We start from the raw sequence: 25,656 nt of genomic DNA on the forward strand, positions 1-25,656 counted from the left end.
TTGTAGGGTGGGCTCTCGAGCCCACCAAGCGTTACCGGTTGATCACGCTCCGCATGGTGGGTACGAGTACCCACCCTACGCCAAGGCTTCTTTCGCTGCTTCTTCGGGTGAGAGACCATCATAGAACAAGTCCGTAAACCACTCGACCTGCTCCTCGATATGCTCCTGCGCCTGCTTCTGCGTTGCCCCGCCGGCCACGAGGAAGCCTTCCACCTCGATGCACCAGTTGATCAAGGCCAGCGTTTCTTCGTCCAGCTCTTCTTTCTTTGCCATTTCCAGGCCTCCAAATGAAAACGGGAGCCAAGGCTCCCGATGGTTAAGGCCTTACGCCAGTACTTTTTTCAGCCAGGCCGAGATGTCCTGGACTTCCTCGAAACACAGCGAATGCTGCATCGCGTATTCATGCCACTCGACCTGGTAGCCAAGGCCCTTGACCACGTCGCGCGACTGCTCGGCGCGGATGAAGGGCACCACGTGGTCCTGGCGGCCGTGCGCCATGAACACCGGGGTATCGATGCTTTGTTCGCTGCGCTCGTGCGCCACCTTGTCGGCCAGCGGCAGGTAGCCCGACAGGCACAGCATGCCGGCCAGCTTTTCCGGGTGGCGCATGCCGGTCTGCAGGGTCATGGCGCAGCCTTGCGAGAAGCCGGCCAGGATGATCTTCGAGGCCGGAATGCCGCGCGCCTTTTCGCGTGCGATCAGGGCTTCCACATCGCGCTGCGAGTCGCGCAGGCCGGTTTCGTCTTCGCGCCGCGTGAGTTCGGCGCCGGTGATGTCGTACCAGGCGCGCATGACGTAGCCGCCGTTCACCGTCACCGGGATCGTCTTCGCATGCGGGAAGACGAAGCGGATGCCGGGCAGGCCCTTCAGGTCGAGTTCGCGCACCAGCGGCACGAAGTCGTTGCCGTCGGCGCCCAGGCCGTGCAGCCAGATGATCGCGGCCGTCGGGTTCGGCGCGGTTTCGATTTCGATGTTTTGCAGCAGGTCGCTCATGCGGGTCTCAGGTTAAGCAGAGTCAGGGTTAGGCGGAAGCGGGGGCAGGGCGCTGGGCGTTCTTCGGCCGCCAGGCCTTCGTGATGGCCGGATCGGTTTCCATGTAGGGACCGCCGATCAGGTCGATGCAATACGGGACGGCGGCGAAGATGCCGTTCACGAGCACCTTGCCGTCGGCATCCTTCAGGCCTTCCAGGGTTTCCTTGATGGCTTTCGGCTGGCCCGGCAGGTTCATGATCAGGGCCGCATGGTCCTCGGTTTCGCGGATCACGGCCACTTGGCGCGACAGGATCGCGGTCGGCACAAAGGCCAGGCTCACCTGGCGCATTTGCTCGCCGAAGCCCGGCATTTCCTTGGTGCCGACAGCCAGCGTGGCCTCGGGCGTGACGTCGCGCCGCGCCGGGCCGGTACCGCCGGTGGTCAGCACCAGGTGGCAGCCGGTCACGTCGACCAGCTCGACCAGGGTCTTTTCGATCTGCGCGCGTTCGTCCGGGATCAGGCGCGGCTCGATGCGGTAGGGCGTGGTGAGGGCGGCGGCCAGCCAGTCCTGCAGCGCCGGGATGCCCTTGTCTTCGTACACGCCGCCGCTGGCGCGGTCGGAGACCGAGACCAGGCCGATCACCAGTTCCACTTCCTTACTCGTCTGCAGGCTCGTCGTCATCGGTGTCCTCGCTGGCGGCCTTCTTGCCTTCCTTGTCCTGCTTGGCCAGGTCCTTCAGGATCTGGAACAGTTCGCGGTAGGCTTTCGGCGGCTTGGATTCGGCCTGCTCCTTGCGCGCATTGCGGATCAGGGTGCGCAGGTGCTGCACGTCGAGTTCCGGGTGCTCGGTCAGCAGGTCGGTCAGGGCCTTGTCGTCGGTCAGCAGCTTTTCGCGGCGGCGTTCCAGCGCGTGCAGGGCGGCGGTTTCCGCCTTCGAGGCGCCTTTCCAGCTGTCGATGGTGCGCTGGATGACAGCCACTTCTTCTTCCGACAGGGTGCGCATCATCTTGCCGACGTATTGCAGCTGGCGGCGGCGGCCTTCGTGGTTGGTGATGGTCTGGCACATCAGGATCGCGTCCTTCACCTCGTCGGGCATCGGCACGCGCTTGACGCGGTCGCGCGGCTCGGCGACGAGCTGGGCGCCGAGCTTTTGCAGCTCGTCCATCTGGCGCTTCAGTTCGGACTTGGAAGGGCGTTCGTATTCTTGCTCGAACTCGCTGGACTGGAAGCCAACGGCGCCGCGGTTTGCATTAGGCATGATATGGATGATTTGATTGGCACTGGGCCGATCAGTGAAAACAGTAAACGGCTGCTATGATAACTGTTTTAGGGCTCGCTACGAAAAACACACATGAACGACTCCGCTTTTACCCACACCCAGGACCAGTTGCGGGAACTGGCGCGCAACGTGCTGGCATTTGCCCGCGAATCGGGCGCCTCCGATGCCGCGGTGGAAATCAGCGAGGGTAGCGGACTGTCGGTATCAGTGCGCCGTGGCAAGATCGAGACCATCGAGCAAAACCGCGACAAGGGCATCGGCGTCACCGTGTACAGCGGCCAGCGCCGCGGCAACGCCAGCACCTCCGATTTCTCGGAAGCCTCGCTGAAGGCCACCGTGCAGGCGGCCTGGGACATCGCCCGCTTCACCGCCGAGGATGATGCCGCCGGCCTGCCCGACGCCGACATGCTGGAAATGAACCCGCGCGATTTGCGCCTGTGCTACCCGTGGCAGATCAGCACCGAGCAAGCCGTGGAACTGGCCCAGCGCTGCGAAAACGCGGCTTTTGAGGTCGACCCGCGCATCAGCAACAGCGAAGGCGCCAGCGTCTACGTGCAGCAGTCGCATTTCGTGGCGGCCAACTCGCGCGGCTTCATCGGCGGCTACCCGTTCTCGCGCCACACCATGTCGGTGGCGCCGATCGCCGGCAAGGGCAACAAGATGCAGCGCGACGACTGGTACACCTCGGCGCGCGACCCGAAGAAACTGGCCAATCCCGAGGCAGTCGGCCGCTACGCCGCCGAACGCGCCCTGGCGCGCCTGAATGCGCGCAAGCTCGACACCCGCACCTGCCCGGTGCTGTTCGAGGCGCCGCTGGCCGCCGGCCTGCTGGGCGCTTTCGTGCAGGCGGTGTCGGGCGGTTCGCTGTACCGCAAGTCGACCTTCCTGCTCGATACCCTGGGCATGCAGGTCTTCCCGGACCACATCCAGATCGTCGAAGACCCGCACCTGATCGGCGAAGTCGGCTCTTCGCCCTTCGACGAAGAAGGTGTGCGCACGGTGCGGCGCAAGGTGATCGAGAACGGCGTCTTGCAGGGTTACTTCCTGTCGTCGTACTCGGCGCGTAAACTCGGCATGCAAACCACGGGGAATGCCGGCGGTTCGCACAACCTGTCGATCACGTCGGATGACACCAAGCGTGCCGATACCTTCGAGGGCATGCTGCGCAAGATGGGCACCGGCCTGCTGGTCACCGAGTTGATGGGGCAGGGCGTGAACTACGTCACCGGCGATTATTCGCGCGGCGCCTCGGGCTACTGGGTCGAGAATGGCGTGATCCAGTATCCGGTGGAAGAGATCACGATTGCCGGCAACATGCGCGAGATGTTCCAGCAGATCGTCGGCGTCGGCAACGACGTGCTGGCGCGCGGGAACAAGTCGACCGGGTCGATCCTGATCGAAAAGATGGTTATTGCGGGCAGCTGAGGAGTCTTAGATGAGCAAATTCGTCCGTATCGACAAGGAAAACAACCCGAAGAAGGCGCAGCTGCTGAACCTCGACCTGGTGGCATCGGTCGAGCTGGCGCCGCAATCCGACCTGCTCAGCTCCGCCGACGAGAAGCGCGTGTATGCCAGCTGCCTGGCGCATGACAAGACGGTGATTGCGACCGTGCATTTCGATTCGATCGAAGATGCGCATGCGTGGGTGGAGAAGCACCTGGGTGTGCAGCTGTAATCTAGTGGATTAACGCGCGGACGGGCGGCAGACCGTAGCGTGGGCCGGGCCGCGCTAGGCACCCCGTGCCCACGCTGTTACGTGCGCATCCTTTTCGCGTTGGTCGGGACTTATCGCCCGCTAACGCCGAACCAGGAAACGAACGTCACATTGGATTTTCGTCCGTCGCATGCCGTGCGGGCGATACCTTACCGTACGTGACTCCAGATACGTACGTACCGCGTGGGCACGGAGTGCCCACCGTACGGGAAGCGTCAACGAGAGTAAATCGCCGCGGGCGAGCTAATTCCGCTTGCTCAGCGCCCGCTCCACGCTCGCCGCCAGCTCCGCCAGCTGGAACGGCTTGTTCAGCACCATGTCTTCCCCCACCACTTCTTCGATCACCCGCATGTCGGCATACCCGGTGGCGATCATCATCGGCAGCTCCGGATAGATGCCGCGCGCCTGCTGTACCAGCTCGGCCCCGGTCATCCCCGGCATCAGGTAATCGGTAATGAGCAGATCCGGCCGCGCACGTTGCAGTTCGCGCAGCCCCGCTTCGCCATCGGCCGCCTGGGCCACCGTGTGCCCCAGCACCTCCAGCGACTCCACCACCGACTGGCGCACGTAGGCATCATCTTCCACCACCAGGATGCGCGCCCCGCGCTGGCGTGCCGCCGCCACCGACGAGCGCACCAGCGGCGGCAGGTCGGCCGCGCTGCCGGCCGAGCGCAGCCAGATTTCCACCGTGGTGCCCACGCCCTGTTCGCTGAGGATGCGCGCCGCGCCTCCCGATTGCTGGGCCATGCCGTACACCTGGCTCAGCCCCAGGCCGGTGCCCTTGCCGACGCCCTTGGTGGTGAAGAAGGGTTCGAACACGCGCGCCATGATCTCGGGCGGCATGCCTTCGCCGCTGTCGGCCACGGCGATGCGGAGGTAGTCGCCGGCCGGTAGCAGGCCCTCGGGCGGCACGGCCGCGCCGGCATGGAAGCGCAGCTGGCCGCCGCCGGGCATGGCGTCGCGCGCATTGATGGCCAGGTTCAGGAGCGCCATCTCCATCTGGTTGGTGTCGGCCATCACGGCCGCATCCGGATCGTCGAGCAGGAACTCCAGGCGCACGCTGGAGCCGAGCGAAGTCGCCACCAGCTCGCGCACGCCTTCGAACAGGGCGCCCAGGGCGAGCGGGCGCAGGTCCAGGCTCTGGTTGCGCGAGAACGCCAGCAGCTGGGCGGTGAGCTTGCCGCCGCGCTGGCAGGCGCGGCGCGCCACCTCGGCGCGGTTGCGCGTGAACTCGTCCTTCGACTTCAGCAGGATCAGGTCCATGCTGCCCTGGACCACGTTGAGCAGGTTGTTGAAGTCGTGGGCGATGCCGCCGGTAAGGCGGCCGATCGCTTCCATCTTCTGGAACTGGACCAGCGCCTGCTGCACGCGCTCGCGCTCGATCACCTCGTTGGTCAGGCGGTCGTTGGCCTGGGCCAGGGCGCGCGTGCGTTCCTCGATACGCGCTTCCAGGGTTTCGTTCAAATCGAGCAGGTCGCCCTGGCTGCGGCGCAGATTGGCGGCGGTGTGCTCGCGGTCGGCCAGCACCGAGCGCGCCTGGTACTGGCGGCGCCGTGCGCGCAGGGCTGAACCCACCGCGCTGCGCAGGGTCTGGACGTTCAGCGGCCGTTCGAGCAGGATCACGTTGCCGAGTTCCGCCACGCGGGCGCGCGCGCCTTCCGGCGCCGGGCCGATGGCCTTGCCCAGCAAGACCACGAAGGGGAAGTCGGACCAGGGCGGCTGGCGCCCGAGCCAGTCGTGCAGGCGTCCGAGGTCGACATCGGCCAGCGCTTCTTCGGCCACGATGGCGGCCCCCGCGCCGGCCTCGATGCGTTCGACAAAGCCGTCGAATCCGGGCACGGTGGCGCAGCCGAAGCCGTCGGCTTCCAGCACCGCCCACATGACTTCGGCGTCGCGCCCGCGCGGCGCGAAGATAAGGACCCGCTCTTCGTCCTTGTCAGGAAGTGACATCAGCATTCGTGGTCATCATCGGCGTGACGCCGCGATAGGTCGGCAGGCCGGTCAGCACGCCCTCGAAGCCTTCGAGCGGCGCGCCGATGCGCACGCCTTCGTGGCTCAATTGCAGCTCATGGATGGTCAGGGCGTGGGTCGCGGTGCGGCTCTTGATGACGGTGAGGGCGCGGCGCAGGCGGCCGTTGGCTTCGAAGAAGCGCAGCAGCACGGTGGTGTCGGACAGGTAGCTCAGGTCGACGTCGCTGCGCACTTCGCCGATCAGGCCATGCTGGCCCAGCACCAGCACCGTGGTCACGCCCTGCTGGTTCAGGTAGGACAGCAGCTCGTGCATCTGCAGGGTCAGGTACTGCTCGCCCGGCATCGCCTGCAGGTAGGCGTTCAGGCTGTCGATGACGATGAAGCGCACGCCGTGCTGCTCGACCGCGTCGCGCAGCATCTGGGCGAATTCGCCGGGCGAGAGCTCGGCCGGGTCGATGTGGGTCATGCGCAGCTGGCCGCTGTCGGCATACGGGCGCAGGTCCATGCCGAGCGACTTGTTGCGGGCAAAGAAAGTGCCCAGGCCTTCGTCGAACAGGTAGAACGAGGCCTTTTCGCCGCGCTCGAGCGCCGCCAGCAGGCAGCGCACCGAGAGCGTGGTCTTGCCGATGCCGGACGGGCCCACCATCAGGGTATTCGTGCCGCGCGCCAGGCCGCCGCCGAGCAGGGCGTCGAAACTGTCGGCGCCGGTCGGGCTGATGGCGGGCGTGAAGTCGCGCATGTGCTCGGACGCCACCAGGCGCGGATACATGACGATGCCGCCGGTATCGAGGGCGTAGTCGTGGAAGCCGCCGCGGAAGCGGATGCCGCGCATCTTGAGGATGTTCACGCGGCGGCGCTCCTTGCCGAATTCCTTGGCGATCTGCTCCAGGCTGATCACGCCGTGGGCGATGCTGTGCAGGTGCTGGTCCGAGGTGGAACTCGATTTATCGTCGAGCAGCAGCACGGTGCAGGCGCGCGAGGCGAAGAACTGCTTCAGGGCCAGGATCTGGCGCCGGTAGCGCAGCGGGTTCTGGGCCAGCAGGCGCATTTCCGACATGCTGTCGAAGACCACGCGCACCGGTTTCAGGCTGTCTACCTCGTTCATCACGTTGCGTGTGGTTTCGTTCAGCTCGACTTCCGACGGGTGGAACACCGACTGCTGGGAATCGAGGTCGAGGTCGCCGTCGCTGGCCAGTTCGTGGATCGCCAGGCCGTCGAGGGTCCAGCCGTGGGTGGCGGCCACTGCTTTCAGTTCGTCCGCCGTTTCCGACAGGGTGATGTACAGGCCGCTCTCACCGCGCTTGAGGCCGTCGAGCAGGAATTGCAGGCCGAGGGTAGTCTTGCCGGTGCCAGGCGTGCCCTCGACCAGGTAGACCCGCTGCGGGGTCAGGCCGCCGCCGAGGATGTCGTCGAGGCCGGGGATGCCGGTCGACATGCGTTCGGAGGAGGGGGACGGCGCGCTCTGCGCCGAAGTTGCGGTAGTCATGGAACGGCCTGTTTAGCTGGAGGCGCGCCGCGTCGCTGCGGCAGATGCCTACCAAAAGTGATGGTGATGCCGGATACCGGCATTACCGATCGTGCCATTATAAAACGCTTCGACCAGCTGCCCGGTCCGCATACCTTGCCTGACGTCCACAAAGCAGGTCTTGTGCGGATTTCCAACATGTCAGGCCGCGTCGCGGCGCGCCAGGCGCTGGCCATGGATGCCCCATCTGACGTCGGCGCCGTCGACGCTGGCGCGCAGGACCCAACCGGTGCCAACCTTCTCGACCGTGACATCGGTCTCGAGTTCCCGAGCGACCTTGTCGGCCCAGCCCTGGGCAGCGCCGCGGCCCTTGAACAGTTCTTCGCCCTGATACACGACGGTGGCATCGAATACGGGTGCTGCGAATACGGACATGTGCGTTGTTCCTGAAGGTGAAAAAATGCCCCGGCGAGCGGGGCATGGTGGATTACTTGAATGCGCGGATCGCCTGCAGCACCGGCTGCAGCACGGCTGCGCCCAGGCGGGCACTGCGCGCGCCATCCCAGCCCACTTGCGGGTCCGGGTCGTTGGCGTTGTCCTTGAACGGCAGTTCCAGGGTCAGCGACAGGCAGCCGAAGGCGTGGGTGATGTGCGGCGAGCCCATGGTCAGGGTCTCTTCCGAATAGGGCGTTTCGCCGTAGCCGTGCACGTCCTGGAAGTCCGGGCTGGCGATCATGAAGTCGTCGCTGAAGCGCTTCTGCGCGGCGGCCTGCTCGGGCGTGAAGTTCGGCAGCGATTCGCTGCCGGCCACGAACACGTAGGGCAGGCCTTCGTCGCCGTGCACGTCGAGGCAGAGGTCGACGCCGGTGTCAATCATCTTCTGCTTGACCAGGAAGACTTCCGGGCTGCGCTCCATGGTCGGGTTCAGCCATTCGCGGTTCAGGTTGGCGCCGGCGGCGTTGGTGCGCAGGTTGCCGCGGACGGAACCGTCCGGATTCATGTTCGGCACCACGTAGAACACGCTTTCCTTCAGCAGCTGGCGGCCGAACGGATGGGCCGGGTCGAGCAGGGCGTCGAGCATGCCTTCGACGAACCATTCGGCCATGGTTTCGCCCGGGTGCTGGCGCGCGATGACCCAGACTTTTTTCTTGCCTTCGGCTGGTTCGCCGATGACCAGCATGTTCAGGTCGCGGCCGTCGACGGTCGAACCCAGGTCGAGCATGCGCACGTTTTCGCTCATCTGGGCGCGGTCGAGCAGCTCCAGGTGGCGTTCCCACGAATACGGTTCGAAGTAGGCGTAGTAGACGCTGTCCATGCCCGGGGTGTGCTCGATGGTCATCACCTGGCCGTCGTACGAGGTCGGCACGCGGAACCAGTTGACGCGGTCGTAGCTGGCCATCGCGTTGTAGCCTTCCCAGCCGGCCGGATAGGCGGCCTGGCCGGCGTTCAGCAGGCGGATCGTGCACGGCTCGCCTTGCGCGCCCTGCAGGCGGAAGTAGAACCACTGCGTGATGTCGGCGTGCGAATCCTTGCGGATGTTCAGGTCGATGGCGTTCGCGCTCGTGGCGTTCACGACCTCGATGGCGCCAGCGTCGAACTGGCTGCTGATCTTGATAGACATGGTGTGTCCTGGTTGATGGCGTAAAGCCGAGATCATACTCGCTTATCGGTGGGTTCGAGAACCCACCATGCGGTGCCGATGATCATGCGATGACACAGCGTGGACTCGGGAGTCCACCCTACAAAGGCAGGGGTTCGTAGGGTGGACACTTGTGTCCACGCGGTATGGTACAGATGCGAACCCGCGATGCATGCCCCGGATCATTACGCGGTGACATTGGTGGGTTCAAGAACCCACCCTACAAAACCCGGCACGTTGAGCCAAACCGGTAGGGTGGGTTCTCGAACCCACCATTCGATACGACGATCAACCCCGCAACCCGCCAAACCGCTGGTAAAACGCTTCATCTGCGCTTGGCGCCGCTTCATCCTCGCGTCGCAACACCGCATCGATATGCACCTCGGCCTGCTGCGCCACGCGCACATAAATCGCGCGCGCCACTTCGTAAGCATCCGACCCCGGCCACGGATCCGGCAACAACTCGACCGGCAACAGCGGATCGTGCAATTGCAGCCTTCGGTAAGCGTGGATCAGCAGCGAGCGCATCGCAAACGCCGCCTCCGGCGCCACCTCGGCCCCATCCTTCAACAAGGCCAGCAGCGGCGAAAACTGCGCGATGAAGTCCCGGTAACCCTGGGCCACCGCGGTCAGATTCCAGCCTTCGCCCACAAGTTCCGCCAAGGGCCGCGACCCCACATCCGGCAACTCGCCCGCGCTCAAGGCAAACACCTTGCCGGCCGCACCCGTGCGTTGCAAGGCATCGGCCAGCCCCTCGATATCCCCGGCCGGGTGCGCCAACAAGCCCGGCCCCAGCATGGCAAAACCTTCCCACTGCAATTCCTTGCGTACCGCCGTCCTCAAATCGCCATCGATGCTGCCGTTCGGCGCCAGCAGCAAAGTCCAGCGCCCATCCCAGTGCAGGCCGGGCGGGGCGTAGATGCGGCGGTCGGCGCGCTGGAAGCGCGGCAGGGACTTCGGATCGAACCCATACCGGCTGCGCCGTCCCTCACGGCTGGCCGTCAGCCAACCCTCCTGCACCAGGCGAAACACGCTGGTGCGCACCAGGCGGTCGGTCACGCCGAGCGGCCCCAGCAGCTCGATCAAGCTGCCCAGCCAAGCCGCGCCGCCGTGGGGCGCAATCGCGTCGCCCATCACCGTCATGACCAGGGATTTCGAGCGCGGCGGATCGATGGCGAGGAAGTGGGCGATCCACTCGGGACTGGTCATTTGCTTCATGGAATCGGAAAAACCTTGCTTCTCAATATGATTCAAAATTTTGGTGTACATCTCGTTTTCTGTATCGTATTATGGCTTCACGATGTTTGCAATGGGAGACAGACCATGTACGCACAGATGGTAGAAACGGGCCTCAAAAAGGTCCAGACAGAACAAGACATGAGTGCCGAGGAACAGGCGTTCCAGGCCCGTATCGACGAAGGCATCAAGATCGAAGCCAAGGACTGGATGCCCGAGGCCTACCGCAAGACCCTGATCCGCCAGATCTCCCAGCACGCGCACTCCGAGATCGTCGGCCAGCTGCCGGAAGGTAACTGGGTCACGCGCGCCCCGACGCTGAAACGCAAGTCGGTGCTGCTGGCGAAGATCCAGGACGAAGCCGGCCACGGCTTGTACCTGTACAGCGCCGCCGAAACCCTGGGCGTCTCGCGCGACGAACTGCTGGCCGCCCTGCATTCGGGCAAGGCCAAGTATTCGAGCATCTTCAATTACCCGACCCTGAGCTGGGCCGACATGGGCGCCATCGGCTGGCTGGTCGACGGCTCGGCCATCATCAACCAGATCCCGCTGTGCCGCTGCTCGTATGGTCCCTACGCCCGCGCCATGGTCCGCGTCTGCAAGGAAGAATCCTTCCATGCACGCCAGGGCTACGACATCATGATGAGCCTCGCCAAGGGTACGCCCGAGCAGAAGGCCATGGCCCAGGACGCCCTGAACCGCTGGTGGTGGCCGTCGCTGATGATGTTCGGGCCTTCGGATGCCGAATCGGTGAACAGCGCGCAGTCGAGCAAATGGCGCATCAAGCTGTTCTCGAACGACGAACTGCGCCAGCGCATGGTCGACCAGACCGTGCCGCAAGCCGAATACCTGGGCCTGACCATCCCCGACCCCGACCTGAAGTTCAATGAAGAGACGGGCCACTACGAATTCGGCGAGATCGACTGGAGCGAATTCCACAACGTCCTGAAGGGCAACGGCCCCTGCAACCGCGAGCGCCTGCGCACCCGCGTGACGGCCTGGGAAGACGGCGAATGGTTCCGCGACGCCCTGGTCGCCCACGCTGACAAGAAAGCCGCCAAGAAGGCAGCCGCGTAAAAACTGGACGCGGCCCGAACCTGGGCCCGCGGCTCGAACCGTACGGTGGGCACCCCGTGCCCACGCGGTACGCACGCCTCCTTGCACCACGAGCGGCAAAGCATCGCTCGCGAAACAGGCAGCACTCAGAACAAATAAACTCGCATCATCGGAGACACATCATGAGCAAAGAATGGCCCCTGTGGGAAGTATTCATCCGCAGCCAGCACGGCCTCGCCCACAAGCACGTCGGCAGCCTGCACGCCCCTGACGCCGAAATGGCCATCAACAACGCGCGCGACGTCTACACGCGCCGCAACGAAGGCGTCTCGATCTGGGTCGTGCGCGCCGCCGACATCGTGGCCAGCAGCCCATCCGACAAGGAAGCCCTGTTCGAGCCCGCCAACAGCAAGGTCTACCGCCACCCCACCTTCTTCCCGATGCCGGAAGAAGTGAAGAACCTGTGAGTGCCACCATGGACGCCAAGTTCGAATATGTGCTGCGCCAGGGCGACAACGCCCTGATCCTCTCGCAGCAGCTCTCCCAGCTGTGCGGCAAAGGCCCGGCTCTGGAAGAAGACATGGCCTTGACCAACGTCGCCCTCGACCTGCTCGGCCAAACGCGCATGTGGCTCACCTACGCCGGCGAACTCGAAGGCCAAGGCCGCGACGACGACAGGCTCGCCTTCCACCGCGACGCGCACCAGTACCGCAACGTCCTGCTGGTCGAGCAGCCGAACGCCAGCTACGCCGAAACGATGATGCGCCAGTTATTCTTCGACACCTGGCACTACTTCCTGATGCAGGGTCTGCTGAAGTCGACCGACCCGCGCATCGCCGAAATCGCCGAGAAGTCGCTGAAGGAAGTGACCTATCACCTGCGCCGCAGCGGCGACCTGGTCGTGCGCCTGGGCGACGGCACCGACGTCAGCCACGCCAAGATGCAGGCCGCCGCCGAAGAACTCTGGATGTACACCGGCGAAGTCTTCCTCTACGACGACATCGACAACGCCATGGTGGAGCAGGGTATCGCCCCGCCGGTTGAAGGCCTGCGCGCCGCCTTCCTCGAACACGTGAGCGACATCTTCGAAGAAGCCACGCTCACCATGCCATCGCCCGAAGCCTACATGCAGCGCGGCGGCAAGCAGGGCCGCCACAGCGAACGCCTCGGCTACATCCTGGCCGAGATGCAGTTCCTGCAGCGCGCCTATCCCGGAGCGGAGTGGTAAGTGGACACCGCGCGCGTCACCACTGAGCAGGTCTGGTCCTGGCTCGGCGAGGTGCCCGATCCCGAGATCCCGGTGATCTCGGTGGTCGATCTCGGCATCGTGCGCGACGTCGCCTTCGAGGGCGACGAATGCGTGGTCACGATCACGCCCACCTACTCGGGCTGCCCCGCGATGCAGGTGATTGCCGACGCGGTGAACGACGCCCTGCATGCACGCGGTGTCGACAAACTGCGCATCGTCACCCAACTCTCGCCCGCCTGGACCACCGACTGGATGAGCGAGACCGGCAAGGCCGCCCTGAAGGGCTACGGCATCGCGCCGCCAGTCGAGCAAGCCATCGACATCAGCGGCCTGCGCGGCGGCGTCAAGCGCGGCGCCTTCAAGGAGCCCGAGGTGGCCTGCCCCAACTGTGGCTCGAGCCACACCCAGCTGACCAGCCAGTTCGGCTCCACGCCCTGCAAGGCTTTGTATAAATGCCTCGATTGCCGCGAGCCCTTCGATTACTTCAAGTGCCATTAAGCCAATGAGCAAATTCTATCCACTCACCGTCGCCAAGGTGAAGCACGAAACGCGCGACGCCATCGCCGTCACCTTTGCCGTCCCGCCCGAACTGAAACAAACCTTCGCCTACCAGCAGGGCCAGCACCTGACCCTGCGCGCCATGATCGACGGCGAAGACGTGCGCCGCTCCTATTCGATCTGCTCGGCCGTGCAGGACGAGACCCTGCGCGTGGCCATCAAGCGCACCCCGGGCGGCCTGTTCTCGAGCTGGGCCAACGAAAGCCTGCAGCCAGGCGCCACGCTCGACGTGATGCCGCCCATGGGCCACTTCAACGTGCCGCTCGACGCCACCAGCGAACGCCACTACCTGGCCTTTGCCGCCGGCAGCGGCATCACGCCCATCCTGTCGATCATCAAGACCACCCTGCTGACGGAGCCGAAGAGCCGCTTCACCCTCGTCTACGGCAACCGCGCTTCGTCGTCGGTGATCTTCCGCGACGAGCTGACCGACCTGAAGGACGTCTACATGGGCCGCCTGAAGCTCGTGTACGTGATGAGCCGCGAGCAGCAGGACATCGAACTCTTCAACGGCCGCATCACCGGCGAAAAGTGCAGCGCCTTCCTCCAGCACTGGATCGACATCCGCGACATCGACGTGGCATTCGTCTGCGGCCCCGAAGACATGATGCACGGCGTCTCGAAGTCGCTGCAGGAAGCCGGCCTGGCTAAGGAACGCATCCGCATCGAGCTGTTCGCCGCCAGCATTCCGAAGCATGAGCACAAGCCGCGTCCTGTGGTGGAAGGCGCCCGCCACCAGACCGAAGTCACCGTGATCATGGACGGCAGCGCCGCCAGCTTCACGATGGACAAGGACAAGGAATCGATCCTGGACGCCGGCCTGCGCGCGGGCATCGACATGCGCTACTCGTGCAAGGGCGGCGTCTGCTCGACCTGCCGCTGCAAGGTCGTCGAGGGCAATGTCGAGATGGACGTGAACTACGCGCTCGAAGATTATGAAGTCGCACGCGGCTTCGTCCTGAGCTGCCAGGCCTTCCCGATCACCGACAAGCTGATCGTCGATTTCGACCAGCACGAATAAAAAATAACTGGAGGAGACACCCCATGAGCTACGAATCGATCCTGTACATGGTGGAAAACGGCGTCGCGGTCCTGACGCTGAACCGCCCCGATCGCCTGAACAGCTTCACCCAAGCGATGCACCTCGAAGTGCGCGACGCCCTCGACAAGCTGCAAGCCGACAAATCGGTGCGCGTGCTGGTGCTGACCGGCGCCGGCCGCGGCTTCTGCGCCGGGCAAGACCTGGCCGACCGTGCGGTGGCTCCCGGCGCACCGGGCGTGGACCTGGGCGAATCGGTGGAAAAATTCTATGCGCCGCTGGTCATGACCCTGCGCTCGCTGCCGATGCCGGTGATCTGCGCCGTGAACGGCGTGGCCGCCGGCGCCGGCGCCAACCTGGCCCTGGCCTGCGACATCGTCCTGGCCGCCAAATCGGCCAGCTTCATCGAAGCCTTCTGCAAACTCGGCCTGATTCCGGACACCGGCGGCACCTGGCATTTGCCGCGCCTGATCGGCCACGCGCGCGCCACGGGCCTGGCCATGCTGGGCGAAAAACTCTCCGCCGAAAAGGCGGAAGAGTGGGGCCTGATCTGGCGCTGCGTGCCAGACGAAGCGCTGATGGACGAAGCACTGGCCATGGCCGACCACTTCGCCAGCGCGCCGACCAAGGGCCTGGCATTCACCAAGAAAGCGCTGCAGGCCAGCTACGCCAACACCCTGCCCGAACAGCTGAAGCTCGAAGGCGAAATGATGCGCGAGCTGGGCTACAGCCACGACTACCGCGAAGGCGTCGCCGCCTTCATTGCCAAGCGTCCGACCCAGTTCAAGGGGGAGTGATGGAGGCGCTGGCCAAGGAACACGTCGTTGCCGTGATCGGCAGCGGCGCCATGGGTTCCGGCATCGCGCAGATTGCTGCGGCAGCCGGCCACCAGGTGCGCCTGTTCGATACGCGTCCGGGCGCCGCAGCCAAGGCCGTCGCCGACATCGGCAAGGTCTTCGACAAGCTGGTCGACAAGGGACGCATGGGCGCGACCGAGGCGGACCTGGCGCGCGAGCGCCTGCAGACCGTCGACGCGCTGGCCCAGGTGAGCGACGCCGCCATCGTCATCGAAGCCATCGTCGAAAACCTGCACGCCAAGCGCACCCTGTTCGCCGAGCTGGAAGGCATCGTGAACGAGCGCTGCATCCTCGCCACGAATACGTCCTCGATCTCGGTGACGGCGATTGCCGCACCGCTGCGCCACCCCGAGCGCCTGGTCGGCATGCACTTCTTTAACCCGGTGCCGCTGATGGCGCTGGTCGAAGTGATCAGCGGCCTCGCCACCGATAAACAGGTGGCCGCCACCGTCTACGCCACCGCCCAGGCCTGGGGCAAGGACCCGGTCCACGCCAAGTCCACGCCCGGCTTCATCGTCAACCGCGTCGCCCGCCCGTACTACGCCGAAGCCCTGCGCCTGCTGCAGGAAGGCGCCGCCGATCCGGCCACGCTGGACGCGGTAATGCGCGACTGCGGCGGTTTCCGTATGGGCCCCTTCGAGCTGATGGACCTGATCGGCCACGACGTCAACTTCTCGGTCACGCAATCCGTGCACGCCGCCTACTTCGGCGACCCGCGCTACACGCCATCGGTGGTGCAGCAGGAACTGGTGAACGCCGGCTTCCTGGGCCGCAAATCGGGCCGCGGCTTCTACCGCTACGGCGACGACGCCGCGAAGCCACAAGCAAAAATCGAAGCGCCCCAGCCGCGCCCGAGCACGGTCGGCATCAGCGTGCGCCGCGAAGTCACCAACAGCATCCTCAGCCCGATGGAAGGGCGCCTAAACGAGGCCGGCTTCGCGGTCGGCCACCGCGAACCGCTGCACGGCGCAGAGAAGCACGAAGCACCGGCCTTCCACTGCAACGGCGCCGCCATCTTCCTGAGCGACGGCCGCAGCGCCACCGAGCGCGCCGCCGCCAACACCCACGCCAACACGGTGGTCTACGACCTGCTGCTGGACCACGCCACGGCCAAACGCATCGCCCTGGCGCGCGCCGACCAGTGCAGCGACGAGGCGTATTACTCGACGGTCGGCATGTTCCAGGCCGCCGGCTTCGAGGTCTGCCGGTTGGACGACGTGCCCGGCATGGCCGTGATGCGCACCGTCGCCATGCTCGCCAACGAAGCGGCCGACGCCGTCAACGGGGGCGTGTGCAGCGTCAGCGCGGTGGACATCGCCATGCAGAAGGGCGTGAACTACCCGCGCGGCCCGCTGGCCTGGGCCGACGCGGTCGGCATCCATCACATCGTGACCGTGCTGGCGAACCTCGCCGCCACCTATGGCGAAGACCGCTACCGCGTCTCGCCGCTCTTGCGCCGCAAGCTCGCGGCCAACCCGAACGGAGCCCGTTTCCATGCTTGATGATGTCACCAAGGATGCACAAGCCCTGGCCGAACTGGCCGGCAAGACCATGTACGAGCGCGACCCGGCCAGCAAGGGCCTGGGCATGACGCTCGACGAGATCCGCCCCGGCTATGCGCGCATGAGCATGCGCGTGCGCCCCGACATGCTCAACGGCCACGCCAGTTGCCACGGCGGCTTCATCTTCACGCTGGCCGACAGCGCTTTTGCCTTCGCCTGCAATTCGCACAACTTCAACACGGTCGGCGCCGGCTGCACCATCGACTACCTGGCGCCGGGCCGCGAAGGCGACCTGCTGACCGCCGAAGCGCAGGAGCAGGCGCTGGCTGGCAAGACCGGCGTCTACGACGTCACCGTGACGAATGGCGAAGGGAAGACGATCGCGCTCTTCCGCGGCAAGTCGCACCGCGTGAGCGGCACGGTGGTCAACGCCGCTTGAAACAGAACCACGAGAACGGAAGGAGACAACATCATGGTCCAACGCATCCCTGAACCTGGCGACCTGGAGCCGATCGAACGCGCCAGCCGCGACGAACTGCAGGCCCTGCAACTCGAACGCCTGAAATGGTCGCTGCAGCACGCCTACGACAACGTGCCGCACTACCGCAAGGCTTTCGATGAAGCCGGCGTGCACCCGGGCGACCTGAAGTCGCTCGCCGACCTGGCCAAGTTCCCGTTCACCGACAAGAAGACCCTGCGCGACAACTACCCCTTCGGCATGTTCGCCGTGCCGCGCGACCAGGTGGTGCGCGTGCACGCTTCGTCCGGCACCACCGGCCGCCCGACCGTGGTCGGCTACACGCAGAAGGACATCGACACCTGGGCCGATGTGGTGGCGCGCTCGATCCGCGCCGCCGGCGGCCGCCGTGGCGACATGGTCCACGTGGCCTATGGCTACGGCCTGTTCACCGGCGGCCTGGGCGCCCACTACGGCGCCGAGCGCCTGGGCTGCACCGTGGTGCCGATGTCGGGCGGGCAGACCGAAAAGCAGGTGCAGCTGATCTGCGACTTCCAGCCCTCGATCATCATGGTCACGCCGAGCTACATGCTGAACATCGTCGAGGAATTCAAGCGCCAGGGCCTGGACCCGGCCAAGTCTTCGCTGAAGGTCGGCATCTTCGGGGCCGAACCCTGGACCAATGCCATGCGCGCCACGATCGAAGAGGCCGCCGGCATCGACGCGGTCGACATCTACGGCCTGTCGGAAGTGATGGGCCCGGGCGTGGCCAGCGAATGCATCGAGAGCAAGGACGGCCCGGTGATCTGGGAAGACCATTTCTACCCCGAGATCATCGACCCCGACACCGGCGAAGTGCTGCCAGACGGCGAAGAGGGCGAACTGGTGTTCACTTCGCTGAGCAAGGAAGCCCTGCCCATCATCCGCTACCGCACGCGCGACCTCACGCGTCTGTTGCCACCGACCTCGCGTTCGATGCGCCGCATGGGGCGCATCACCGGCCGCTCGGACGACATGCTGATCATCCGCGGCGTGAACGTGTTCCCGAGCCAGATCGAGGAGCTGGTGCTGAAGATGCCGGCGCTGGCGCCGCAATACCAGCTGGTGGTGGCGCGCGACGGCCATCTGGATACGCTGGAAGTCTTCGGCGAACTGCGCGAAGGCCATCATTCGGCCGACAGCGTCGAGGCGCTGTGCAAGGAACTGCAGCACTGCATCAAGACCTATGTGGGCGTGAGCACCAAGGTGACCCTGACGCCGCCGATGGGCATCGAACGCACGCTGACCGGCAAGGCCCGCCGCGTGGTCGACAAGCGCCCGAAGAATACCTAAAAAATACAGGAGACCTGACATGATCGATGCTTACATCTGCGACGCAGTGCGCACCCCCTTCGGCCGCTACGGCGGCGCGCTCGCCTCGGTGCGCGCCGACGACCTGGCTGCGCTGCCGATTGCCGCCCTCATCGAACGCAACAAGAACGTCGACTGGGCGATGGTCGACGACTTGTACTGGGGCTGCGCCAACCAGGCCGGCGAAGACAACCGCAACGTCGGCCACATGGCCGGTTTGCTGGCCGGCCTGCCGGTCGAGGTGCCGGGCAACACCATCAACCGCCTGTGCGGCTCCAGCCTGGACGCCATCGGCATCGGCGCCCGCGCCATCATCTCGGGCCAGGCGAATTTGATCATCGCCGGCGGCTCGGAGAGCATGACGCGCGCGCCTTTCGTGATGGGCAAGGCCGACAGCGCTTTCTCGCGCGCGGCGAAGATCGAAGACACCACCATCGGCTGGCGCTTCGTCAATCCGCTGATGAAAGCGAAATACGGCATCGACTCGATGCCGGAAACCGCCGAGAACGTGGCCAAGGAATTCAACATCAACCGCGCCGACCAGGACGCATTCGCCATCCGCAGCCAGCAGCGCTGGGCACGTGCGAACGCGGCCGGCGTGTTCAAGGACGAAATCGTCCACGTGACCTTGCATTCGAAGAAGGGCGAGTCGCGCGTGTTCGACACCGACGAGCATCCGCGTCCGGACACCACCATCGAAGCGCTGGCCAAGCTGAAAGGTGTGGTCACGCCGGACGGCACCGTCACCGCCGGTAACGCCTCGGGTGTGAACGACGGCGCCTGCGCCGTGCTGATTGCCTCCGCCAGCGCCGCCGAGCGCTTCGGCCTGACTCCACGCGCACGCATCATCGGCATGGCCACCGCCGGCCTGGCGCCGCGCATCATGGGCTTCGGCCCGTCGCCGGCCACGAAGAAGGTGCTGGCCCAGACCGGGTTGACCATCGAGCAGATGGACGTGATCGAGCTGAACGAAGCCTTTGCTTCCCAAGGCCTGGCCGTGATGCGCGACCTCGGACTCGCCGACGATGCCGAGCACGTGAATCCGAACGGTGGCGCCATCGCCCTCGGTCACCCGCTGGGCGCGTCCGGCGCTCGTCTGGTCACCGCCGCTGTCTACCAGTTGCAGCGCACCGGCGGCCGTTACGCCTTGTGCACGATGTGCATCGGCGTCGGCCAGGGCATCGCCCTCATCATCGAACGGGTATAAAGAACATGGTCAAGGTCTACGAAATCGACGGCGTCCGCCCGGTGGTCCACCCCACGGCCTACGTGCACCCGACGGCCGTGCTGATCGGCGACGTGATCGTCGGCCCGCGCTGCTACATCGGCCCGCTGGCCTCGCTGCGCGGCGACTTCGGCCGCCTGATCCTGGAAGAGGGCGCCAACGTGCAGGACAGCTGCGTGATGCACGGCTTCGAGGACGGCGAAACCGTGATCGAAGTCGACGGCCACATCGGCCACAGCGCCGTGCTGCACGGCTGCCGCGTGGGCCGCAACGCCATGGTCGGCATGAACGCTGTGGTGATGGATGGCGCTGTGGTCGGCGAAGAGTCCATCGTCGCCGCCATGAGCTTCGTGAAAGCGAAAATGGTGATCCCCCCGCGCAGCATGGTGATGGGTACACCCGCACGCGTGATGCGCGAACTGAAGCCCGAGGAAATCGCCTGGAAAAGCTTCGGCACCCGCCAGTACCACCAGCTGACCGACCGCTCGCGCAACACCATGCGCGAAGTCGAAGCATTCACGGAAATCGAACCAGACCGCCCCGTCTTCGACTTCACCAACAACGGCGGCCACACCCCCAAAGAATAAGCACGGCTCGCGGCGTCATTCCGCCCCGGAACCGCGACCGTAGGGTGGGCACCCCGTGCCCACGCGGAATGCAGCACAGAGGAGACATAAAAATGCACCAACCAACCACCCTGCAAAGCTGGATCGCCGGCCGCTGGATCGGCCACGAAGCCGCCACCCCCCTGCACAGCGCCCTCGACGGCCAGCTGGTCTACCACACCCACGCCGAAAAGCTCGACTTCGACGAGGCCGTCACCTACGCCCGCAAGACCGGCATCCCGGCCCTGATGAAGCTCGACTTCCAGACCCGCGCCCAGCGCCTGAAAGCCATCGCCCTCTATCTGATGGAGCGAAAGGAAGAGCTCTACGAGATCTCCCACCTGACCGGCGCCACCCGCCCCGACAGCTGGGTCGACGTCGAAGGCGGCATCGGCACCTTGTTCGCCTACGCCAGCATGGGCTCGCGCGAACTGCCATCCTCGAACGTCCTGCACGAAGGCCCGGCCCTGAACCTGGGCAAGCGCGGCGGCTTCGCCGGTACCCACATCCTGGTGCCGAAGGGCGGCCTGGCCGTGCACATCAACGCCTTCAACTTCCCGATCTGGGGCCTGCTCGAAAAATTCGCGCCGAGCTTCCTGGCCGCCATGCCCTGCATCGGCAAGCCCGCCACCGCCACCAGCTACCTGACCCACGCGGTCGTGAAAATGATCCACGAATCCGGCCTGCTGCCGCAAGGCGCGCTGCAGCTGGTGATCGGCTCGACCGGCGATTTGCTCGACCGCCTGACCGGCTTCGACGCCGTCACCTTCACCGGCTCGGCCGACACCGCCGCCAAGCTGAAGGCGAACCATAACCTGATCCGCGAATCGGTCCCGTTCACGGCCGAAGCCGACTCGCTGAACGCCGCCATCCTGGCGCCGGACGTGACCCCGGACGACCCCGAGTTCGACCTCTTCGTGAAGGAAGTCGCGCGCGAGATGACCGGCAAGGCCGGCCAGAAGTGCACGGCGATCCGCCGCATTATCGTGCCCGAGCAGCACGTGGATGCGCTGGGCGAGCGCCTGCGCGCGCGCCTCGAAAAGACCGTGGTCGGCAACCCGAAGATGGAAGGCGTGCGCATGGGCGCGCTGGCCTCGATGGACCAGCACCGCGACGTCAGCGAACGCGTGGAGATGCTCGCGCGCGGCAACGAAGTCATCTTCGGCGCCCACCACGGCTTCAGCCCTGTGGGCGAGAATGCCGCTAACGGCGCTTTCTTCGCGCCGACCCTGCTCCTGTGCCGCAACGCGTCCATCAACACGGCCGTGCACGACATCGAAGCCTTCGGCCCGGTGTCCACCATGATGACCTACCGCGACATCGACGAAGCCCTGCACCTGGCGGCGCTGGGCCGCGGCAGCCTGGTGACCACGCTGGCGACCAAGGACCCGACCATCGCCGCGTACGCCGTGCCGATCGCAGCAAGCTCGCACGGCCGCGTGCACATCCTCGACCGCGAATCGGCGGTGGACTCCACCGGTCACGGCTCGCCGCTGCCGCAGCTGAAGCACGGCGGCCCGGGCCGCGCCGGCGGCGGCGAAGAGTTGGGCGGCATCCGCGCCGTGAAGCACTTCCTGCAGCGCGCGGCGGTGCAGGGCTCGCCGACCATGCTGACCGCCGTGACGGGTGAGTACGTGCGCGGCGGCGCGGTGAAGGAATCGGAGATCCACCCGTTCCGCCGCTGGTTCGAAGACCTGGAGATCGGCCATTCGCTGCTGACCCACCGCCGCACCGTGAGCGAAGCGGACATCGTCAACTTCGGCGGCATCTCGGGCGACTACTTCTACATGCACTTCGACGAGATCGCCGCCAAGGACACGCAGTTCGGCAAGCGCATCGCGCACGGCTACTTCGTGTTGTCAGCGGCGGCCGGGCTGTTCGTGTCGCCGGCGCCGGGGCCGGTACTGGCCAACTACGGCCTGGATAACCTGCGCTTCGTGGCGCCAGTGGCGATCGGCGACACCATCCGCGCGCGCCTCACCTGCAAGCGCAAGGTCGACCGCAACCGCACCGACGAACAGGGACGCGGACAGGGCGTGGTGGCCTGGGATGTGCAAGTCACCAACCAGAACGACGAACTGGTGGCAAGTTACGATATCCTGACGCTGGTGCAGAAACGCGGCTGACACGCGCACCTACCGGTCACAGCCGCGGCCCACTCATTCCATAAGGAGCAAGCATGTCGCGGCTAGACCTGAGCAGTATCCCCGTGCTGACCGGCACCGGTTATCCCGAACCCTTCGCCGAGATCGTCAACGGCCGCAGCCGGCAAGCGCTGGGCGAAGCCGGCGGCCTGAGCCAGTTCGGCGTCAACCTGGTCGAACTCAAGCCGGGCGCGGCCTCGTCGCAGCGCCACTGGCATACGCATGAAGACGAATTCGTGATGGTGGTGTCGGGCGAACTGACCCTCATCACCGACGAAGGCGAGACCCTGATGCGCGCGGGCGACTGCGCCGCCTTCCCGGCGGGGAAACCGAACGGCCACCATTTGGTGAACCGCAGCTGGGGCAATGCGCTGTTCGTGGCGGTGGGGCCGAACATCCCGGCCGACCGGGCGAATTATCCGGACATCGACCTGGTGTACGACGGGGCATCCAACAGCTATACGCACAGGGATGGCACGCCGTATCCCAAGCGCGATGCTGCGGCGCCAGCTGCGGCGGTGGCTGATGCGCCGGCCGTCGAAGAGCATACGCTCGAGCCGCGCGTATACCGGCACGAGTAAAGGCTGTCAGGCGCATTCGGCCGCATGCAGGCGCTCGATCACGTCGCCCAGCGGCATCGGCCGGTGATAATGGAAACCTTGCATGTAAGGCGCTCCGTGCTGCCCGAGGTAGCACGCCTGTGCCGCGGTCTCCACACCTTCGGCCACCACGCGCAGTCCGAGGTGGGCGGCCATCGCCAGGATGGACTGGACGATGGCCGTGCTGTTGTGGTCCTGCGGCGTGTCGCGCATGAAGCTCTTATCGATCTTCAGCTCGTACAGCGGCATTTTCTTCAAATAGCCCAGGTTCGAATAGCCGGTCCCGAAATCGTCGACCGAGAAGCGGATGCCCAGGTTGGCCAGCTGGTGCATGCGCGCGATCGTCTGGTCGATATCCTCAATCAGCAGGCCTTCCGTCACTTCGAAGATGAACTGCTGCGGCGGCGCGCCCATCTCGTCGAAAATCCTTTGCACCTGCTCGACGAAGTCGGGCTGGCGGAACTGGATGGGGCTGACGTTGAGCGACAGGGGCAAGGCGTGGCCGGCCCGGTCGAGCGCCAGCCAGGCAGCGCATGCCTGGCGCAAGGCCCAGTGGCCGATCGGCACGATCAGGCCGCTCGATTCAGCCACGGGAATGAAGATGTCCGGCCGCTCCATGCTGCCATCGGCACGGCGCCAGCGCATGAGCAGTTCGCCGTCAACCGGTAGGCCGCGCCCGTTGACGTGCAACTGCAGATATTATTCATTTATCTTAACGACTAAACTCCAACAGCTAACGAGTGAATAAATTTTTTTGTCATTAAAGCTTCATCTTGTAAAAGATTTTCATTAATAAAATAAGTTGTGCCTCTCGTTGTCATTGGCTTGATCTTTCCTTTGTACTCGAAGGCAAACGAGTTCAATGATTGAAAAATAATGGCTTTTGTATGAAATGGCATCTTGTAGGAAAAACCGAGTTCGCTATGGAGTGCCGTCTCAAGTTCAAGCGTGGCATAGTTGGCAACTATTGCTGTAAAATTTCGATCTCTTAATATTCTATCCGCCAAATCGCCTTTCAAATGACCTTTCGACTCCAATATTTCGTAATTCTCAATAAATTTTTTGAAAGTATAGTCGGCGAACTCGGAAATTCTATCGCGTGCACATACATTTGATAAATCTAGCGCAATAAATCCTATCTGAGCTTGGTTGTTGCTGATTCGAGTATCAATTTGCTCTCGCGCCTTTTTAATATTTTTCATTATATTTGAAAGACTGTGGATGTATTTGCACTCGACTGCAATCTTGTCGTCAATTATAATGTCGCAGATGCTGGCAAGATTAATTTTTGCGTTTTGGTTTTGAAATGCAAGGGAAAATCTAATTCCCATCGATAGCTCAAAAAAGTGATCGTTATAAGTGTCGTTTGTATCTTCGATGTAGTTGGAAGTTCCTTCTATTATTTTTATAAGGTCTTTTTTGTTGTAATCTATGTTGCTTGAAAAGAGATTGTTTATTGTGTTGTATTTCACTACAATTTCTACAAGTTTTGCTAAGGCATGCCTGTCTAAATTATCGAAATTTGACAATTCTTTTTTTATTTGCCATAGCTTCGTGCTTAAGATGTTTGTTCGCGGCCTCTCCTCTTTGAGCACTTTAGATAAATTCTCAATAAGCTTTTCAAAATCTTCGCGAACTTTTTCTACGTCGTGTATTTTTTTTACGGCATTCATAGATTAATGTTCCTAAAAATTGATCATATTATGTTATAGATTGTTTTGGCTATGTGAAGATGGGAAGACAATCGAGTGCTATTGCTTGCCGTTGTAATGCCCGTATTTCAGACCTGAAGTTTTTTAATTTCTGAGTTAAGCCCGCCGCTAAAAACTGTGGTGTTACGTCAGTTCAGGCATTACTCTGTGAGAAAAGCCAAATTTTACTTGTGATTGCCAATAAATTCGGCTGTTCTAATGGGAGCATATGTCCGGACTGTTCAATCATCTTAAGGATTGCCCCTGGAATTGCTTCAGCCAGTTCTTTAGTCTTCTGCATACTGCGCAGCGAATCCTGTCCGGCTCCAATCACCAGCGTCGGGCACCTTAAGCTGGCCGCCGCAATCCCATCCCGCTGTAACCCCGACTGCACCACCATTGCCTCATAACCGAGGCGCCTGCCCATCTCCCTGATCCGCGTCACCAGTTCCCGGTCCCCACGCCGATCCGGATGCAGCGACTGCGCAATCGACCCCGTGCTCAAGCCACGGAATGTGGACGGGTCTAGCGCCCTGATCGCATCCTGCTTGGCCTTGGCCCGTTCCGGGGTATCCGATTCCAATGAACTGGCGACGAGCACCAGCGCCACTACCCGCTCCGGAAACAGCTCGGCTACCTTGCGCGCGATATACCCGCCCAGCGAAAAGCCCACCAGCACGAAGCGCTCCGGCGCTGCAGCAGCCACGCTGCGCGCAATCTCTTCCGTTGTCGTGCCCGGCCCCAGCGGCAAGCGGTGAACCGGCGCCTCCCACTGCAGCAGCGGAACGACCTCATCCCAAAGCGTCTCGTCCAGCATGAAACCGGGCAGCAAAACCAAAGGGTAGGACGTGGCAGGAATCTTCATCTCATCAACAAGGTCAAAGGTTTTTTCGGTCAGCTTCGGTAGCTGCAACATCAGCAAAACAGGTATTCGAAAATTTCGATTATAGAAGCACAAATTTCCCGTTTTTCGTTTCCATTATCGCCACGCATAATGACTTCATCGCAGCAAACAACGAGCGATACAGAGCAGTAAAGGTCAGCACC

At 63.8% G+C, this 25,656-nt stretch carries 27 protein-coding genes; 15 read left to right on the forward strand and 12 right to left on the reverse strand.

The annotated features are described in order from the left end of the window. Positions 1-75: 75 nt before the first annotated feature. From QPK31_RS06145 to yjgA, 4 genes are read right to left on the reverse strand one after another with little or no spacing between them, the layout of a single operon-like run. Entirely contained in the window at positions 76-273 is a 198-nt protein-coding gene (locus QPK31_RS06145) for a hypothetical protein (protein ID WP_290422061.1), read from the reverse strand. A gap of 51 nt (positions 274-324) precedes the next feature. After that, complete coding sequence (locus QPK31_RS06150) at positions 325-993, reverse strand: alpha/beta hydrolase (protein WP_229437405.1); 669 nt, start codon at positions 991-993, stop codon at positions 325-327. A gap of 28 nt (positions 994-1,021) precedes the next feature. Then, positions 1,022-1,654, reverse strand: coding sequence for a molybdopterin adenylyltransferase (gene mog / locus QPK31_RS06155; RefSeq protein WP_290422062.1), 633 nt, complete (start codon positions 1,652-1,654; stop codon positions 1,022-1,024). Further along, complete coding sequence (gene yjgA / locus QPK31_RS06160) at positions 1,629-2,231, reverse strand: ribosome biogenesis factor YjgA (protein WP_290422063.1); 603 nt, start codon at positions 2,229-2,231, stop codon at positions 1,629-1,631. Before yjgA ends, mog begins: the two co-directional genes overlap by 26 nt. 93 nt (positions 2,232-2,324) lie before the next feature. Here yjgA and pmbA point away from each other — a divergent pair, with 93 nt between their 5' ends. Both pmbA and QPK31_RS06170 read left to right on the forward strand, forming a co-directional pair. Next, a complete protein-coding gene (gene pmbA, locus QPK31_RS06165) occupies positions 2,325-3,677 on the forward strand; it encodes a metalloprotease PmbA (RefSeq protein WP_290422064.1) in 1,353 nt (450 codons plus the stop codon). Positions 3,678-3,687: 10 nt separating this feature from the next. Next, positions 3,688-3,927, forward strand: coding sequence for a hypothetical protein (locus QPK31_RS06170; protein WP_290422065.1), 240 nt, complete (start codon positions 3,688-3,690; stop codon positions 3,925-3,927). A gap of 282 nt (positions 3,928-4,209) precedes the next feature. Here the strand turns inward: QPK31_RS06170 and QPK31_RS06175 are convergent, their stop codons facing one another. The 5 genes from QPK31_RS06175 to paaX form a co-directional block, all read right to left on the reverse strand. Continuing rightward, a complete protein-coding gene (locus QPK31_RS06175; RefSeq protein ID WP_290422066.1) occupies positions 4,210-5,922 on the reverse strand; it encodes a response regulator in 1,713 nt (570 codons plus the stop codon). Beyond that, on the reverse strand, positions 5,903-7,423 hold the full coding sequence (locus QPK31_RS06180; RefSeq protein WP_290422067.1) for an ATPase domain-containing protein: 1,521 nt from the start codon (positions 7,421-7,423) through the stop codon (positions 5,903-5,905). The genes QPK31_RS06175 and QPK31_RS06180 overlap by 20 nt, the downstream gene beginning before the upstream one ends. Positions 7,424-7,603: 180 nt before the next feature. Next, on the reverse strand, positions 7,604-7,837 hold the full coding sequence (locus QPK31_RS06185; protein WP_290422068.1) for a hypothetical protein: 234 nt from the start codon (positions 7,835-7,837) through the stop codon (positions 7,604-7,606). 52 nt (positions 7,838-7,889) lie between these two features. Then, entirely contained in the window at positions 7,890-9,023 is a 1,134-nt protein-coding gene (locus QPK31_RS06190; RefSeq protein WP_290422069.1) for a M14-type cytosolic carboxypeptidase, read from the reverse strand. 306 nt (positions 9,024-9,329) lie between these two features. Then, the gene (gene paaX / locus QPK31_RS06195; RefSeq protein ID WP_308633692.1) at positions 9,330-10,310 is read right to left on the reverse strand and encodes a phenylacetic acid degradation operon negative regulatory protein PaaX; all 981 of its coding nucleotides are present in this window, start codon (positions 10,308-10,310) and stop codon (positions 9,330-9,332) included. 54 nt (positions 10,311-10,364) lie between these two features. Here paaX and paaA point away from each other — a divergent pair, with 54 nt between their 5' ends. The 13 genes from paaA (at position 10,365) to QPK31_RS06260 (ending at position 22,900) form a co-directional block, all read left to right on the forward strand. Next, positions 10,365-11,354, forward strand: a complete 990-nt coding sequence (gene paaA / locus QPK31_RS06200; protein ID WP_290422070.1) for a 1,2-phenylacetyl-CoA epoxidase subunit PaaA — start codon at positions 10,365-10,367, stop codon at positions 11,352-11,354. Between the two features lie 161 nt (positions 11,355-11,515). Beyond that, entirely contained in the window at positions 11,516-11,800 is a 285-nt protein-coding gene (gene paaB, locus QPK31_RS06205) for a 1,2-phenylacetyl-CoA epoxidase subunit PaaB (RefSeq protein ID WP_020651929.1), read from the forward strand. 8 nt (positions 11,801-11,808) lie between these two features. Continuing rightward, positions 11,809-12,561, forward strand: coding sequence for a 1,2-phenylacetyl-CoA epoxidase subunit PaaC (gene paaC / locus QPK31_RS06210; protein WP_290422071.1), 753 nt, complete (start codon positions 11,809-11,811; stop codon positions 12,559-12,561). Next, complete coding sequence (gene paaD / locus QPK31_RS06215) at positions 12,562-13,080, forward strand: 1,2-phenylacetyl-CoA epoxidase subunit PaaD (protein WP_290422072.1); 519 nt, start codon at positions 12,562-12,564, stop codon at positions 13,078-13,080. A 4-nt stretch (positions 13,081-13,084) separates the two neighbouring features. Then, positions 13,085-14,161: a 1,2-phenylacetyl-CoA epoxidase subunit PaaE gene (gene paaE, locus QPK31_RS06220; protein WP_290422073.1), complete on the forward strand. Its 1,077-nt coding sequence runs from the start codon at positions 13,085-13,087 to the stop codon at positions 14,159-14,161. Positions 14,162-14,184: 23 nt separating this feature from the next. Further along, on the forward strand, positions 14,185-14,976 hold the full coding sequence (gene paaG / locus QPK31_RS06225; RefSeq protein ID WP_290422074.1) for a 2-(1,2-epoxy-1,2-dihydrophenyl)acetyl-CoA isomerase PaaG: 792 nt from the start codon (positions 14,185-14,187) through the stop codon (positions 14,974-14,976). Then, positions 14,976-16,538 carry a 3-hydroxyacyl-CoA dehydrogenase PaaH gene (paaH, locus tag QPK31_RS06230; protein WP_290422075.1) on the forward strand — a complete coding sequence of 521 codons (1,563 nt, stop codon included), beginning with the start codon at positions 14,976-14,978 and terminating at the stop codon, positions 16,536-16,538. Before paaG ends, paaH begins: the two co-directional genes overlap by 1 nt. After that, positions 16,531-16,977, forward strand: coding sequence for a hydroxyphenylacetyl-CoA thioesterase PaaI (paaI, locus tag QPK31_RS06235; protein ID WP_290422076.1), 447 nt, complete (start codon positions 16,531-16,533; stop codon positions 16,975-16,977). Before paaH ends, paaI begins: the two co-directional genes overlap by 8 nt. A 33-nt stretch (positions 16,978-17,010) precedes the next feature. Beyond that, positions 17,011-18,327: a phenylacetate--CoA ligase PaaK gene (gene paaK / locus QPK31_RS06240; protein ID WP_290422077.1), complete on the forward strand. Its 1,317-nt coding sequence runs from the start codon at positions 17,011-17,013 to the stop codon at positions 18,325-18,327. Positions 18,328-18,346: 19 nt separating this feature from the next. After that, entirely contained in the window at positions 18,347-19,552 is a 1,206-nt protein-coding gene (gene pcaF / locus QPK31_RS06245; protein WP_290422078.1) for a 3-oxoadipyl-CoA thiolase, read from the forward strand. A gap of 5 nt (positions 19,553-19,557) precedes the next feature. Then, the gene (locus QPK31_RS06250; RefSeq protein WP_290422079.1) at positions 19,558-20,157 is read left to right on the forward strand and encodes a phenylacetic acid degradation protein PaaY; all 600 of its coding nucleotides are present in this window, start codon (positions 19,558-19,560) and stop codon (positions 20,155-20,157) included. Positions 20,158-20,249: 92 nt separating this feature from the next. Then, on the forward strand, positions 20,250-22,301 hold the full coding sequence (gene paaZ / locus QPK31_RS06255) for a phenylacetic acid degradation bifunctional protein PaaZ (protein ID WP_290422080.1): 2,052 nt from the start codon (positions 20,250-20,252) through the stop codon (positions 22,299-22,301). A 53-nt stretch (positions 22,302-22,354) separates the two neighbouring features. After that, the gene (locus QPK31_RS06260) at positions 22,355-22,900 is read left to right on the forward strand and encodes a cupin domain-containing protein (protein WP_290422081.1); all 546 of its coding nucleotides are present in this window, start codon (positions 22,355-22,357) and stop codon (positions 22,898-22,900) included. A gap of 6 nt (positions 22,901-22,906) precedes the next feature. Here QPK31_RS06260 and QPK31_RS06265 read toward each other — a convergent pair whose 3' ends face one another. The 3 genes from QPK31_RS06265 to QPK31_RS06275 all read right to left on the reverse strand — a co-directional run bounded on the left by QPK31_RS06265 (position 22,907) and on the right by QPK31_RS06275 (position 25,525). After that, positions 22,907-23,608, reverse strand: coding sequence for an EAL domain-containing protein (locus QPK31_RS06265; protein ID WP_290422082.1), 702 nt, complete (start codon positions 23,606-23,608; stop codon positions 22,907-22,909). A gap of 29 nt (positions 23,609-23,637) precedes the next feature. Then, positions 23,638-24,591 carry a hypothetical protein gene (locus QPK31_RS06270; protein WP_290422083.1) on the reverse strand — a complete coding sequence of 318 codons (954 nt, stop codon included), beginning with the start codon at positions 24,589-24,591 and terminating at the stop codon, positions 23,638-23,640. Positions 24,592-24,763: 172 nt separating this feature from the next. After that, a complete protein-coding gene (locus tag QPK31_RS06275) occupies positions 24,764-25,525 on the reverse strand; it encodes an alpha/beta fold hydrolase (RefSeq protein ID WP_290422084.1) in 762 nt (253 codons plus the stop codon). Positions 25,526-25,656: the final 131 nt, after the last annotated feature.

The organism is Massilia sp. YIM B02769, from assembly GCF_030411995.1.
In the GTDB taxonomy this organism is placed as follows: domain Bacteria; phylum Pseudomonadota; class Gammaproteobacteria; order Burkholderiales; family Burkholderiaceae_D; genus Telluria.